The 14,506-nt window shown below is 56.5% G+C and carries 12 protein-coding genes; 4 read left to right on the top strand and 8 right to left on the bottom strand.

The window, feature by feature from the left end:
* Nucleotides 1-68: 68 nt before the first annotated feature.
* Nucleotides 69-431, bottom strand: coding sequence for a hypothetical protein (locus IE087_RS06590; RefSeq protein ID WP_189368519.1), 363 nt, complete (start codon nt 429-431; stop codon nt 69-71).
* A gap of 225 nt (nt 432-656) precedes the next feature.
* On the opposite strand from IE087_RS06590, the gene IE087_RS06585 reads away from it, so the two are divergent.
* On the top strand, nt 657-1,454 hold the full coding sequence (locus IE087_RS06585; protein ID WP_229801294.1) for a helix-turn-helix domain-containing protein: 798 nt from the start codon (nt 657-659) through the stop codon (nt 1,452-1,454).
* Here the strand turns inward: IE087_RS06585 and ilvN are convergent.
* The 5 genes from ilvN to IE087_RS06560 form a co-directional block, all read right to left on the bottom strand.
* Nucleotides 1,451-2,011, bottom strand: coding sequence for an acetolactate synthase small subunit (gene ilvN / locus IE087_RS06580; protein ID WP_189368518.1), 561 nt, complete (start codon nt 2,009-2,011; stop codon nt 1,451-1,453). The genes IE087_RS06585 and ilvN overlap by 4 nt on opposite strands.
* A 565-nt stretch (nt 2,012-2,576) precedes the next feature.
* Entirely contained in the window at nt 2,577-4,328 is a 1,752-nt protein-coding gene (locus IE087_RS06575; RefSeq protein ID WP_189368517.1) for an acetolactate synthase 3 large subunit, read from the bottom strand.
* A 242-nt stretch (nt 4,329-4,570) separates the two neighbouring features.
* Nucleotides 4,571-5,389, bottom strand: coding sequence for a methyl-accepting chemotaxis protein (locus IE087_RS23710; RefSeq protein ID WP_189368516.1), 819 nt, complete (start codon nt 5,387-5,389; stop codon nt 4,571-4,573).
* A 48-nt stretch (nt 5,390-5,437) separates the two neighbouring features.
* Nucleotides 5,438-6,082 (bottom strand): response regulator transcription factor, encoded by a 645-nt coding sequence (locus IE087_RS06565; RefSeq protein ID WP_189368515.1) that lies wholly within the window; start codon nt 6,080-6,082, stop codon nt 5,438-5,440.
* Nucleotides 6,079-7,509 carry a cache domain-containing protein gene (locus tag IE087_RS06560; RefSeq protein WP_189368514.1) on the bottom strand — a complete coding sequence of 477 codons (1,431 nt, stop codon included), beginning with the start codon at nt 7,507-7,509 and terminating at the stop codon, nt 6,079-6,081. Before IE087_RS06560 ends, IE087_RS06565 begins: the two co-directional genes overlap by 4 nt.
* A 250-nt stretch (nt 7,510-7,759) precedes the next feature.
* On the opposite strand from IE087_RS06560, the gene IE087_RS06555 reads away from it, so the two are divergent.
* From IE087_RS06555 to IE087_RS06545, 3 genes are all read left to right on the top strand, one after another.
* On the top strand, nt 7,760-8,845 hold the full coding sequence (locus IE087_RS06555; RefSeq protein WP_189368513.1) for a TRAP transporter substrate-binding protein: 1,086 nt from the start codon (nt 7,760-7,762) through the stop codon (nt 8,843-8,845).
* Nucleotides 8,846-8,956: 111 nt separating this feature from the next.
* A complete protein-coding gene (locus IE087_RS06550; protein ID WP_189368512.1) occupies nt 8,957-9,913 on the top strand; it encodes a TRAP transporter small permease subunit in 957 nt (318 codons plus the stop codon).
* A 17-nt stretch (nt 9,914-9,930) separates the two neighbouring features.
* Nucleotides 9,931-12,285: a TRAP transporter large permease gene (locus tag IE087_RS06545; protein ID WP_189368511.1), complete on the top strand. Its 2,355-nt coding sequence runs from the start codon at nt 9,931-9,933 to the stop codon at nt 12,283-12,285.
* Between the two features lie 227 nt (nt 12,286-12,512).
* Here IE087_RS06545 and IE087_RS06540 read toward each other — a convergent pair whose 3' ends face one another.
* Nucleotides 12,513-13,592: an aromatic ring-hydroxylating oxygenase subunit alpha gene (locus IE087_RS06540; protein ID WP_189368510.1), complete on the bottom strand. Its 1,080-nt coding sequence runs from the start codon at nt 13,590-13,592 to the stop codon at nt 12,513-12,515.
* Nucleotides 13,589-14,476 carry a MurR/RpiR family transcriptional regulator gene (locus tag IE087_RS06535; protein WP_189368509.1) on the bottom strand — a complete coding sequence of 296 codons (888 nt, stop codon included), beginning with the start codon at nt 14,474-14,476 and terminating at the stop codon, nt 13,589-13,591. The genes IE087_RS06540 and IE087_RS06535 overlap by 4 nt, the downstream gene beginning before the upstream one ends.
* Nucleotides 14,477-14,506 lie beyond the last annotated feature (30 nt).

Genomic DNA, 14,506 nt, shown 5'->3' with positions numbered 1-14,506 from the left:
AGGGCAGACTGACCGATGTGCGTGCGATTTCGACAGGACTTTATTGTGCCCGACATTTGGAGAGACGTTTAGATACCGCCTACCTGGCGCGACATACCTGCTGGAGCCGACCGCCGTCTTGAGTGCAGCCGAAATGGAATGATTTCGGCCGAGTCAGTGACATCAACAAGTGCACGCTTCTCGCGTCCTATTCTGCGTAAGCTGTCGGGCAATGACGTGTCATGGGTTTGTCGCAGCAGGTTGGCGCGGCTGACCTTGCGCATGTTCCGTTCGGCAAAGACATCAAATTCGACCATGTCGCCGACGTCAAAGAAGTCGTCCGGCAATGCGGAACAATTGTCCCGAGACAGGAAAGCCAGGTCGCCTTGGTCCTCGCACCAAATGACCGCTTTCTCAGTCGATGGATCGCTCCAAAGGATGACACCAATCATTGCTATACCCAGAGTTAGACAAGTTTTATCAAACTCAATTCTAGACATTTGCGACATGATTAAGTCCGTAACGTCCGCTTGCATTTTGTGTCGGTAGCAGTATCGTTCAGTAGCAGTTCTGCGTCACCGTTGACGCGAGTGGGCGTCAATTTTTGAGCGGTTGTTTCAAATGGGCGTCAGGTTAACGATTTGCATTCCGATTCGAGCACAAACACAGAGATGACTATGCCTGATACGCGCAGATCACCGGCGGAATTGCGCAACATGTTCGGTGCGAATTTGCGGATTCTTGCCGATAGCTACCCGTCCATTTCCGAACTATCCCGCCAACTGGGGATCAACCGAACTCAATTCAATCGATACCTGTCAGGAGAAAGCTTTCCGCGTCCGGACGTCTTGGCACGCATCTGTGACTTTTTTCAGGTCGATGCGCGCGTCCTCTTGGAGCCTGTTCAAAACATCATGTCAGGTGCTGATCCGCTAACCGGTCCGCTATTGCGGGATTTTGTTGGCGCTGGTGTTGGACTGATTGATGAAAACCTGTTCCCAAGCGGGTTTTATCGATTTGTGAGGGCGAGTTTCCTCGACAGCGATCGTTTTGTGACAGGCCTCGTACGGGTATTCAGAGATAATGGGGCGACGATTGTCAGGGGGTACGAGACAAAGGCAGCCCTGAGTGTCCAGGGCATGCCTGTCACGCGGCAAGCACGCGAATTTCGCGGTCTGGTTTTGCGCCAGGAAGACGGCGTAAGCGCGTTGATCTCGCGGCGGGGGTCCCACACGGCTTCATTCAATTATCTAAGCCGCGTGACGTCCTTTGAAAACAATGTGTGGGTTGGATACGTGGCGCGCACGGTGCAGGAAACTCTGAGCAATGACCGGGTCGTGCGGATGATCTATGAGCATCTTGGAACCGCGATTGGCCCTGCAAAGGCCGCAGCGCGTGCGTCGGGCTATTGCACGGAAGACGGATTGACCCCGTACGAGAAAAGGTTGCTAAAGGTGGGCGAGCCGTTTGCCTAGTCGCCGCGGGGCAGGGCGGCCACGCCCGTCCGTGCCACTTCAACCAGCCCCAGTGGGCGCATCAAGTCAGCAAAAGCGTCAATCTTGTCCGGGGCGCCGGTAATTTCAAACACGAAGCTTTCCAGGGTGCTGTCGACCACATTGGCGCGGAAAATATCCGCCAAACGCAGCGCTTCCACCCGCTTGTCACCTTGGCCTGCCACCTTGAACATGGCCAGTTCCCGTTCGACAGATGGCCCTTCGACCGTAAGGTCGTGGACTTCATGCACGGATACGATCCGTCCCAGTTGCGCTTTGATCTGTTCGATCACCTGTGGCGTACCGGTGGTTACGATGGTGATGCGCGATAGGTGACCGGTGTGATCTACTTCGGCTACCGTCAGACTTTCGATGTTGTAGCCGCGTCCCGAGAACAGGCCAATGACACGGGCCAGCACGCCTGGTTCGTTTTCGACCAGCACGGCCAGCGTGTGCCGTTCTTCCACGTCCGAGAATGTGGGCCGCAGGTTGTAGGCGGAGTGGCTTGTAGAGCCTTTTTTAATCTTTAGTGCTGACATGGTGCTCCTCACCTCTTGTACAGATAGACGTAGTCAACGGCTTCACGCTGCGGTGTCGCTGCGACAACACGCGATGTGCTCCATCGCGCGTCTTTTGGAATGACAATTGGCGGTACTCCTGACGACAATTCAAACGGGTCGCCTTCGACAATCGCAATGACGTGCTGTTGCAGGTCTGACTGTCTGTGACACTCCCAATTATCATCACTTCTCTGTCCACTAGTGAAAAGCGACGATGAAGGGTAGTTGAAGCAGACTCTAGGCTCGTCCCGTTCTGACGTTTCGACAATTTTCCATTGGCCGACGATGGTTTCGGCTTCTTCCTGAAGCCATAGATGTGCGTCCCCCGAGGCGGCGTAGTACTCTAGCTGAACGCCCCGCTGCCCAAAGCTAAAATGGAATGTCCTGTTTTCTGCGAGCCCGCGTAGGGCAGCACCGTTTTGCGGGATCGCCAGTGGTCCTCTTCCGGCTGCGTTTGGAACAACCTCAGGTGCTGGCTGCGTGCATGCTGCGGCAAACGCGCCCAGAGCAAGCAGCGAGCAGAGAATAGGTCTTCCCAACGACATCAGACCAGCACACTCCCCTTGGCATCAATCACGCCCTGTGTCTCGGCCTCGCCCAGCAGCATTTCATTGTGTGCCTTGCCCGACGGGATCATGGGGAAGCAGTTTTCGTGCTTTTCCACCAGACAATCGAACAGAACGGGGCCATCGTGGTTGATCATCTCCATGATCGCATCGTCCAGATCATCGGGGTTAGAGCAGATGATGCCCTTGGCGCCAAACGCCTCGGCAAGCTTTACGAAATCGGGCAGGCTTTCAGACCACGAATGAGAATATCGCTCACCGTGCAGCAATTCCTGCCACTGGCGCACCATACCCAAGCGTTCGTTGTTCAGGATGAATTGCTTGACTGGCAGGTTGAACTGCATGGCTGTGCCAAGCTCTTGCATGTTCATCAGCCAAGACGCTTCGCCCGCCACGTTGATCACCAATGCCTCGGGGTGACCCATCTGAACACCAATTGACGCAGGAAAGCCGTAGCCCATGGTGCCCAAGCCGCCCGATGTCATCCAGCGATTTGGATCTTCGAACCCGAGGTACTGTGCCGCCCACATCTGATGCTGGCCCACCTCGGTACAGATGTAACGATCGTGGTCCTTGGTCAGAGCTTCCAACCGCGCCAATGCGTGCTGGGGTCTGATGGTTTTGCCCTCTTGCGTGAACTTCAGGCAATCAACAGCCTTCCATTCGTCAATCTTGGACCACCACTGCGCAACCGCAGCCTGATTGGTCTTGCGCCCACGCGATTTCCAGACCTTCAAAATGTCTTCCAAGACGTGGCCCACGTCGCCCACAATCGGGATATCCGCCTTGATCACCTTGTTGATCGAGGACGGGTCGATGTCGATGTGTGCTTTCTTGGATTTTGGGCTAAAGGCGTCGATGCGGCCGGTGATCCGATCGTCAAACCGCGCGCCGATGTTGATCATCAGATCGCAATCATGCATCGCCATGTTGGCTTCATAAAGACCGTGCATGCCAAGCATGCCCATCCAGTGCTTTCCGCTGGCGGGATAGCAGCCGAGGCCCATCAAGGTCGACGTGATGGGGAAGCCTGTCGCATCCACAAGCTCCCGCAGCAGCTGGCTCGCACCGGGGCCTGAGTTGATGACGCCGCCACCGGTATAGAAAATCGGGCGTTTGGCTGTTTCGATTGCGGCAACCAGCTCGGTGATTGCCTCCATGTCTCCCTTGACCTGTGGCTGGTAGTGCGAGGTCGAAGGTTTGGGCGCGTTGTAAGTTCCGGTGGCGAATTGCACATCCTTCGGGATGTCAATCAGCACCGGACCCGGGCGGCCCGCGGTTGCCACGTGGAATGCCTCATGAATGACCGCGGACAGACCGTCAGTCTCTTTCACCAGCCAGTTGTGCTTTGTGCAGGGGCGGGTGATGCCGACTGTATCCGCTTCCTGGAACGCATCCGATCCGATCATGAATGTCGGCACCTGACCGGTCAGAACGATGATCGGGATCGAATCCATCAGCGCATCCGTCAAACCCGTCACGGCGTTCGTAGCACCGGGGCCCGATGTCACAAGGCATACGCCGGGCTTGCCTGTGGCGCGCGCGTACCCTTCGGCTGCGTGCACGGCACCTTGCTCATGGCGCACCAAGATGTGCTTGATTGAGTTTTGCTGAAAGATCTCGTCATAGATCGGTAGCACAGCGCCACCGGGATATCCGAATACTGTGTCCACACCCTGATCGATGAGGGCTTGGACGACCATTTTCGCTCCGGTCATTTGACGTGTCATGTCCGCGTGCTCCGATTTGCGGTTTCTGTTGCGCATAAAAAAACCCCCGGGTTTCGGGGGCGCATGGGTCTCGTTCTGGAGTTCCGTTACCGGCCCATGCGCGTGTCCACTACGATGACGACTAGTTCAGTCATTAACCCTAAGGTCCTTTTCTGCGTGAGCGAACACTATGCGTACCCCCACGGAGCGTCAACAGTGGAAAACCAGAAAAAACTGTCTCGGGGTTGGAAAAATGTGAAACTTTATTGCGTGTGAGGTCGCGCTATGGACATTAAAGGTAATTTTTTGCCGTTTCCAACGATGTCATGGTCATCCTCGTTGCCCGTCATCGCCGCAATCTCGGAACGTGCTGTGGTGGCCAGCATCTGAATCTCTTCTGCCAGCGTTTTGAATTCGATGGCAATCACACCCAAACCTCGGCCTGCGTCACCAACGCGTGCCGCTTCGACCGAAGCGTTAAGAGACACAAGACGTACATGTTTGCCGATTTGCTCAAGCCGCGTCAGAGTTTTGGAAATGGCGTCCCCAGCCGCGCTTGCGCGTTCCACTTCTTCGTGCCGGGTTGCGTCCAGCTTGGCCCAAAGCCCGTCGCAAAACCCCGTCACACTTTCGAAGAAGCCACCGCGTCCAACCCGCAAATGAACATCGAGGGCGTCGCGCAGCCGCGTGACATCGTCGCCCTCGGCCGCAAGGGCGACATCGTTTGTAAGCTCGCTCATCCTCACAAATGCTGCGACCGTCTTGGGGTTTTCAGAACCGTGCTGCCCGATCCATTCACAGACCCAGTCAGGCACGACGTTTTGCGGGTCGGTGCCCTGCACAAGCGCCGCTGACCGTGCAATGGCGTCTCGTTGTTCGTTCAGAATGGCCCGCCATTGCGCCCGCTTTTCACCGGTCTCCGGACCCAGTGGATTCACGCGAAACAGGTATGATCCAAACAATGCGGAACGGATGGCGCGTGCTCGCGTGGTTGCGATCAGGTCAATGGCTGCCCTGCGTTGTGCAAAGCGTTCTGCGTCCGTTTCGGGCTCAAACATGTTCTGGAAATACAGATGTGACATGCCCGAGCATTGCCACCGATCACTTTAGAAATCGTTAGGAAGCATACCCTAAAGCGCGTTGCCGGTTCCCTGAAGAACGCCATGCTCAAGCGCATAGCGTGTCAGACCCGCGGTGGACGATATGCCCAGCTTGCGCTTGATATTCTTGCGATGGGTTTCAACCGTCCGCACCGAGATGTCCAAGGCGTTCGCCACTTCCTTGTTTGACAGCCCCTGCGCGAGTTGCAGCAGGATGGTTTGCTCACGCCCGGTCAATGCGCCAGCGACATCCGCACGTTTGGGGGCAATGGCCCCTTCGGCACCAGTGCACAGGTACCGTTCACCTTTCATGACAGTCTCTATTGCTTCCGCAATTTCTTGCGTGGGTACGTCTTTCAATACGTAACCCATCGCTCCGTGGCTCAGCGCGGAAGAGATGTATTCGGGACTGTCGTGCATGGACAGAATGAGGATACGAGTGCCGGGCCGCTTTTCCAGTACTAGTTCGGTGGCGGTCAGGCCGCCCATCTCGGGCATGTTGAGATCCATCAGAATGACATCCGGATCAAGGGTGTCGAGCTGGTCGATCACGGCACGACCAGTACCGAGCGTACCGACGACGGAGATACCGTCATGGTCCTCGAGAACGGACTGGATACCTTGGGCGACCATGGGGTGATCATCGACGATCAGAACACGAATTGATTCAGTCATGCGCGCGCGCGCTCCTTAACCGGTGTCGAGCTTTCTGGTGGCAACAAGTGTGTTAATGGTACTGTTGCTTCGATTATGGTGCCACCCTGACTGCTTGCGCCTGATAAAATGCGCAATGTGCCATCCAGTTGTTCAACCCGTTCCTGCATGTTGCGCAGGCCAATTCCGGTCGATCGGTGGCTCAGCGACTGATCAAGACCCACACCATTATCAGAAATGCGTAACGTTGCTCCACGTTTGTGACCACGAAGATCAACGGAAACACTTGTTGCTGCTGCATGCCTCTCGATATTGGTCAACGCCTCTTGCGCAATGCGGTACAAAGCGATCTTCGCGTCTTGATCCAGTCGGTTGCGAAAGACGACCGTTTGGAAATCGGTCTCGATGTCAGTCCGGTTTGCGAAGTCCTCGATCAAGGCTTTGAGGGCAGGGCCCAGCCCCAAGTCGTCCAAGGCGCCAGGTCGCAGATCACGACTGATGCGGCGCACCTCTGAAATAGCTGTGCCAAGATTGTCGATCCCTTGGGTGAGCGGGGCCGTGGCGTCTCCATTTCCCTTGTCCAAGCGCCGACGGGCGCTGTCCAGCGCGTAACGCACGCCCACAAGTATCTGACTGATACCGTCATGCAGTTCGCGTGCAACGCGGCTGCGCTCTTCTTCCTGCGCGTCAAAGACCCTTTGTGTCAGTTTCTTCAGCTTTGCATCAGCCAAGCGCCGTTCGCGAAAGTTCAAGGCCATTCCTGAGCCGAAAACCAAAAGCAAGGCGGCCAATGTGATGCCTGATATATAGTAAAATGTGCGCTGCACCCGGGTTTCCACATCGGCGCGCGCCGCAGCAACCGAGGTCAGGACGTCATCGATATAGACGCCGGTGCCGACAGCCCAACGCCATGAGGGGAAGGAGGTGACATAGGTGATCATCTCGGCTTCTTGACCGTTGGAGGGCTTCGGCCAAAGATGGGTCAGATACCCATCCCCTTGCCGCGCGATATCGATCAAGTTGGACACAACATGCGTGCCCCGGCTGTCCGTGAGCGCAAGGTGATTGTTGTTGATCATCTCGGTCTGGCGCGGGTTGACCAGATTTGTGCCATCGTAGTCATAGACGAAGAAGAAGCCTTCATCCCCGTAAATCATGGCTGACAGGATCTGGGCCACCTGATCTTTAGCTTCCTGATCGTCGGGTGCGGCTGATCCGTAGATGAAGTAGAACCCGTTTCGGGCCTGCGTCACGTAGTTGCGCAGTTCCCTTTTCTTGGCCTCGATCAGTTGGGTTTCCAGCGCTTGTATTTCCCGCTCGGCCAGTGCGCGAGACTGAATAGCGACGAGAATAGCGATTGCTGCGACCGCAAGGATAAGCGGAACGGCAGCTACAAGAGACAGCTTTTGCGCGTAGGTCAGGCGCAGGTTGGAAAGGGTGTGTCGCACAGCCTGATTCGATACGCGGATTACCGCTCGAATCAAAGAGGAACAGTGAAAATTACGTGCGCTAACAGGATCGCTGTAGAATGAAATGCGGTCAAAATTGGTGAAAAAATCTGACCAAACGCGCAGAATTGCCGACTTTCTACGCAGTACTAGGTATTTTCATCGTGGCCGCCATCGCTAGTGTGTCGGCACTCGAAACGATCCGCCCCCCTGGGAGGGGTAGGGCATCATATTTGGGAGGAGTATCTCTATGGATCGTCGTTCTTTTCTAAAGACGTCTGCACTGGGTGGTTCCGCCGCCGCGGCAACCACCTTGGCCGCACCGGCTTATGCGCAGGGCAAGCGCACGCTGACAATGGTCACCTCGTGGCCCCGCGGCTTTGCCGTTCTGGATGACGCGGCAAGCTACCTTGAGCAATTCGTGGGCGAGATGTCGGATGGTCAACTGACCATCGACAAGAAAGCCCCGGGCGAACTGGTTGGCGCGTTCGAAGTGTTCGACGCCGTGTCATCGGGCCAAGCGGACATGTACCACTCGGCTGACTACTATTTCATCGGTCAGCACCCGGCATATGCCTACTACACAGCTGTGCCTTTCGGCGGCACCGCGCAGGAAGTCACCAACTGGTACGAGCACGGCGGCGGCCAGGAGCTGCACGACGAGCTGGGCGAAATCTTCAACCTCAAAGGTCTGCTGGCGGGTAACTCCGGTTCGCAATCCGGTGGCTGGTTCCGCAACGAGATCAACTCGGCTGCTGATTTCAACGGCCTGAAGTTCCGTATGCCCGGTCTGGGCGGCAAGGTGCTGGGCAAGCTGGGCGCATCCGTGCAGAACATCCCCGGTGGTGAACTGTATCAAGCGCTGTCGTCCGGTGCTCTGGACGGTCTGGAGTGGGTTGGCCCGATGGCTGATGAGCGCGCTGGCTTCCAGGAAGTGGCGAAGGTCTACTACACCGCCGGTTTCCACGAGCCAGGCTCCGCTCTGGCGGCCAACGTCAACCTGGATGTCTGGAACGACCTGACACCGCAGCACCAGTCGATCCTGACAAACGCTGCGCGTGCCACCACGCACTACCAGTTGGCTGAAACGCTTGCCAATAACGGTGCTGCGCTGGCCCGTCTGCAACAGCAGGGCGTGAAAACGCTGCAATTCTCGGACGATGTCTGGGATGCGTTTGGTGCGGCATCCGCAGAGGTAATGGACGAAAACATGGGTGACGAGCTGTTCGCGCGGACCCGTGCCTCGTTCGAAGAAAGCCTGGCCACGTCGGCAAGCTGGATCAACAAGTCGGATGGCTACTATGTCCAACAGCGCGTGCGCGTGCTGGGCGGCTAAGCCAACCTGTCTGAAAGCACCAAGGGCCCCGATGATCGGGGCCCTTGGTTCACGTGAGGAACTGAGGCGATCGGTCGGTCAAGTGCTGACAGCATCGTAGGGGGCACATTCATGGAAAACGAAACCGGCGCAGAAGCCGCGGGCACCTTTGCAACGCTTGTCGATGGCGTTCTGTGGTTCTTTCAGAGCCTTGGCCTGGCCTTTTACAACATCGCCTATGCGGTCACGCACCCAGCATCCTGGCTGGATTGGGTCACTTGGGCCAATACCCCCGAGGACAAACTGTCCTTGATGAAGTTTGTTTACTATGGCGGGTCGACGCAGTTCTTCTTTGCAGTCCTTGCCATCATCCTTGTTGTGACTGCCATTGGCCTTTGGAAACGCGAGTTCATGTGGGGCTGCGTCCGTTTGATGGAGGGGATCGCCAACACCACCGGCCGGTTTTTTGCATGGGCAGGTCTGTTGATGGTGTTGCAGCAGATCATTATCGTGTTTATGCAGCGTATCTTTACCCGGCCAGATATCTCAATTGGCTTCGGGATTCCCCTGCAATTCGACATCTCGTGGTTTGCCGAAGAGCTAAAGCTCTACAACGCGCTCGTTGTGTGTATGTGTGTCACTTACACCTTCGTGCAGGGCGGGCATGTACGTGTTGACCTGATTTATTCCGCCGTGAAATTCCGCACCAAGCGCGTGATCGACATGTGTGGTTCACTGTTGTTCATGCTGCCATCGGCGACATTGATCTGGATGTATGGGTGGTATTTCTTGTGGCGCCATCTGGTGACGCCAAAACCAGCCGCCAGCTGGGACCTTGAGCGCGCTGAGCGCTCGGCAAGGGCGGTACGTTGGAATGTTGAAACCATCGGTTTCAGCCCCAACGGCTTCAACGGGTACTTCCTGTTCAAAATCCTGCTGGTCGCCTTTGCGGGGCTCGTGTTCCTGCATGCCATCGCCTTCTTCTACCGCTCGTATCTTGAGTGGAAGGAAGGCGAAGAGAGCGAAGGCAAATACCTCGACCGCGACACGCTGGGCGAGGGCGAAGAAGCCTACGAAGGCACACACTGATTTAGGGGCAGTAAGAAATGTTGTTTGGACTTGATGGCGTAGAAATCGGCCTGATCATCGTCTTTGTCTGCCTCTTTGGCGGCATCCTTTCCGGCTTTCCCGTTGCGTTTGCGATCGCGGGGGCAGGGGTCATCTCTTTCGGGATCATCGCGTCGCTCGACAGTGCGGGGCTGCTGATCCACCAGGCGATTGACGAAAGTGCGCAAGCCTATCGCGATCTGGTCAATTCGGGGGTCAAACCCGACACCATAAGCGTGTTCCGATACCCGGACTTGCCCCGCATTGGCGAACCTGTGTTCCCGAACGGTTGGGAAGTGGCGCTGGACCGGAACGTGTCCTTCGTTGTGAACCGGATGAACGAGCGCGTGCTGGCCGGTCAGTCCATCGAAACACTTCTGGCGGTTCTGATGTTCGTTCTGATGGGCATCACATTGGAACGCTCGAAGATCGCCAATGACCTGCTGACAACGATGGCCCGTGTCTTTGGTCCGCTGCCCGGCGGTTTGGCTGTGTCCATCGTGGTTGTGGGTGCATTCCTTGCCGCATCGACCGGCATCGTGGGTGCGACGGTTGTGACCATGGGTCTGCTCGCCCTGCCAACCATGCTGCGGAACAACTACTCACCCGAAATCGCGACAGGTGTGATTGCAGCATCCGGCACGCTGGGGCAGATTATTCCACCGTCCATCGTGATTGTTCTGCTGGGCACGCTTGCGGGTGACCTTTACTCTGCTGCGCAGGAAAACCGGGCCCAGGTGGCAGGTTGTACCGACGCGCTGACTTACCTTGGTGAGCCTGCGGTGGTTTCCGTGGGTACGTTGTTCCAGGCGGCTCTGTTGCCCGGCATCATGCTTGCACTCCTTTATGCTCTGTACGCTTTCGGCTACGCGCTCTTGAACCCGGAAAAGGCGCCAGCAGTCGAAATGGGCGCAACAAACGCCGAACCGATCACGCGAGGCGAAGCGTTCACATGGTTCCTTGGCGCACCCGTCCTGATCATTGTGGGGACCATCCTGCTTGGCAATCTGAACATCGTTGGCAGCCAGTCCGCCACCGTATCGGCGTTCTCCGACATCGGGCAAGCAGCAAGCCTGCGCACCAATGTGGGTGACGAATGCAAGGCATCCATGATCGAATTGCACGGTCAGGATGCTTGGGACGACGCCGTCGCGCAGCAAGAGGAAATCGATGCCGCGGGGGGTGTTCAGCAATCACAACGGTTGAGCGAAGAGGAGCTTGCAGCCGCGGTTGAGGCCAAGGTTGCGTCGGCCGCCCCGATCGGCACAGGAACCGCGATCCTGCTGATCCTCTTGGGCCTGATCCTGACCACGGCCAAAGGCATTGCGCCAAGTAAAGAAAATCAGCCATTGATCATCGGAGGGATCGGTGTGGTCCTGGTGTTGCTGGCGGACATCCTTCTTATCGGCCCGCTCAACAGCGCGGGGTACTATGTCGCCGTGATGTTCATCCCGTTTGCACTTGTATTGTACGGGGCGGTCGAGGGGGTAAAACGCTGCGCCAAGAACGAACTGGTGAGGGTCGTGTTCCCACCGCTGGTTCTGATCGTGGCAGTGCTTGGTTCCATTCTGGGCGGTATCACGAACCCGACGCCAGCGGCTGCTCTGGGTGCGGGTGGTGCAATCATGCTGGCCGCCTATCGCAAGCTGACGGACATGGACCGCAGCCCGAAGGTGATCATCTGGTCCACGTTGGCCATTGTCGTTTGTATCCTGGTCGGTGTGAACTTTGACTTGCGCATCAATCAAAGTGGTGTGTCTGCCCAAAGCTGGTTTGCCTTCTTCGTCGCCTATGGCGCTTACCTGTACGCCCTGTTCGGTCTGCTGTTCTCTTGCTGGATCCTCTACACCTCGGGTGTTCTCAGCCCGGTGGTGCGCGAGACGGCCAAGGTGACATCGATGGTCTTCACCATCCTGATCGGCTCGCAGCTCTTGAACCTCGTCGTGATCTCTTTTGGCGGAGAACACTACATCCAGCAGTTTCTCAAGTCCTTCGACAACGAATTCACGGTCTTCCTGATCGTGATGCTGGTGCTGTTCATTCTTGGTTTCGTGCTCGATTTCCTTGAGATCATCTACATCGTGATCCCGATCGTTGGGCCGGTCATTTACGGCGGCACCTTTGATCCGAAATGGGTGACGATCATGATCGCAGTGAACTTGCAGACGTCGTTCCTGACGCCACCATTCGGATTTGCGCTGTTCTATCTGAGAGGGGTGGCGCCGAAGGAAGTGACCACTGGCCACATCTATCGTGGGATCATTCCGTTTGTGTTGATCCAGGTGGCTGGGTTGGCCCTGCTCTGGACATTCCCTGGCATCGTAACGTTGATCCCGGATTTGATCCCGAATTGATTGCGCAGTGACGCAAGTATGGGGCGGCCTTTTGGCCGCCCTTTTTCATTTGTGAAAAAGTGGAACATCACTGTCGATCCTGCGGGTCATATAGAGGAGGCTGGGCCTGCGGGTTTGCTACACCAGTTGATCGCAGGTATTTCCTGCGGAAGCTCAAGAAATGACGTTGGCTTCCTGGTGCCTTTGCATCCAGCTATAGTGGCTGTGTGTTTTCCAGCATCATGGCGTCAGCCATCAATCGCGTCTTTCATCCAGCGCTGGAGGTGCATGACGGGATGTTCTGAGTTCACGCCACCTTTGGGATCAACCACGAGTGGCCCTGGCACATAGCCGCGCGAGCCAAGCCCGCGCTGAACGCTTTCGACCAGAAGGATATCTTCTGCAACGGTCGTTTCTCGGTCTTGCACCGCAAGTTGACGCACTTTTTCGTCTTCGGCTCCGCCCAACGAATACCAGCCACGCCAGACCACGACGTGATCCACATCAACAGCTCGCCAATGGTAGGTGTTCAGTAGATTTCCCGGGTACACCTGAAAGCTGAACATCGGCCAAAGAAACCAGCTGGAATACGCGTGCGAATGGGCAAATCCGGACGCAACATCATAGGTCATCTGGTCGAGTGACTGGCACTCCGTGGTGTGGCGCAGGCATTTGCCTTGAGGCTGAATGTCATAGGTTTCCGGTTTGACCACCCCGTTGGCGAATGTGGGGTGGTTCAGTGCGCAATGGTAGCATTCCGAATAGTTCTCGACGGAGACTTTCCAGTTGCAGTTCTCAGGGATTTCCACCCATTCCAAAGGTCGCAGTTTCGCCCAATTGGGCACCCAGTCTTCCAACTCGGCACGGGCTTTGGGAAACCACTCGTCCATTGCAGCTGCGTTTGGATCAAGGTTCACAAACACGAAGCCAAGAAATTCTTCTGCTCGGACTTCGGTCAGGCAAATTGTGGATTTATCGAAGCCTTCAACCGATTTGATATTCGGACCTGCACGGAATTCTCCCGTCAGTTCATAGGTCCAGGCGTGATAGGGGCACACGACGACGCGGGTTCTACCCGCGCCAGTGACCAATTGGTGGGCGCGGTGTTGGCATACATTGTAAAAGACGCGGATCCTGGCGTCTTGCCCGCGGATGGCGAACAGGCTTTCACCAGCAATCTCAAAAGTCGCGTAATCGCCCGTGCCGGGCAGGTCTGACGCATGGCAGGCAAGTTGCCATGTCCGTGCGAGCAGACCTTCTCTCTCCTGCTCAAACACCTGCGGGTCCGTGTAGTATCGGGCATCCAATGACCTGATTGGACCACTCATGTTTCGTCCGCGTGATAGAGGCCAAGCTGATGACGGCGTTTGTGAAATGTTTCGACACGCTGCGGGATTTCGTCGCTTGCAACCGCGATCACAAAGGACAGCAGCGTTTCCAGCAGGGCGATGATGCTGACGGATGAGGGAAAGAACTGCGGCGTCTCAACCGAAACAACAAAGCCATGATCTGCCATCCGCACAATTGGGCTGGCCGGACTGTCTGACAAGGCAACGATCTTCATACCCTGTTCGCGCGCTATCGAGACAGCTTCGACCACCTCTGACCTGTAAGGCTTGCAGGTAACTGCGATCAGGATGTCGCGATCATCGGCCCATGCAAGGTCGTCCACAGGCGTTGAGCCGGGGCGAGGGATCGCATGGAACTCGGTCATACCGGTTGAGGCCAGATAGGTGAAGTTCCGCGCGACGGAATGGTTCACTCCAACACCCAAGGTGAACACGCGGCGCGCTTGCCAGATCGCTTCTGCAGTCGTTTTAAGTTCTTGGGTGGTGATGCCTGCAAAGGTTTCTTCGACGTTGGTCATCACATCTCGGACCATATCGGCATATAGCCCGCCCAGGTCGCCTGACTTCGAGATGTCCTGCAGCCAGCGCGCGCGGTCAGGAAAATCTGCCGCACCCTTACGGATGGCATCGCGGAAGGGCGCGCGGAAATCCTCGTATCCTTCAAAACCCACCTGACGCGCCATACGCACAACCGTGTTGGGTTTGACATTCGCGGCCTCAGCAATCTCCCGCACTGTCGATACGCCCACGTCGCGCGGGTTCTCAAGCACATAGGTGGCAGCTTTGCGGGCTTCAGGCGTCAGCGCCGATAACTCACCGGCCAGTCTTTCAAGAATCGCGTTTGATACATTTGTCCCATTCATGATTGACGATGGTACTTTTGTCCGCTTAGC

It is taken from the genome of Tateyamaria omphalii, from assembly GCF_014651375.1.
In the GTDB taxonomy this organism is placed as follows: Bacteria; Pseudomonadota; Alphaproteobacteria; order Rhodobacterales; family Rhodobacteraceae; genus Tateyamaria; species Tateyamaria omphalii.
Note: the sequence above shows the minus strand (reverse complement) of the source record. Positions and strands in the feature narration are given on the sequence as shown.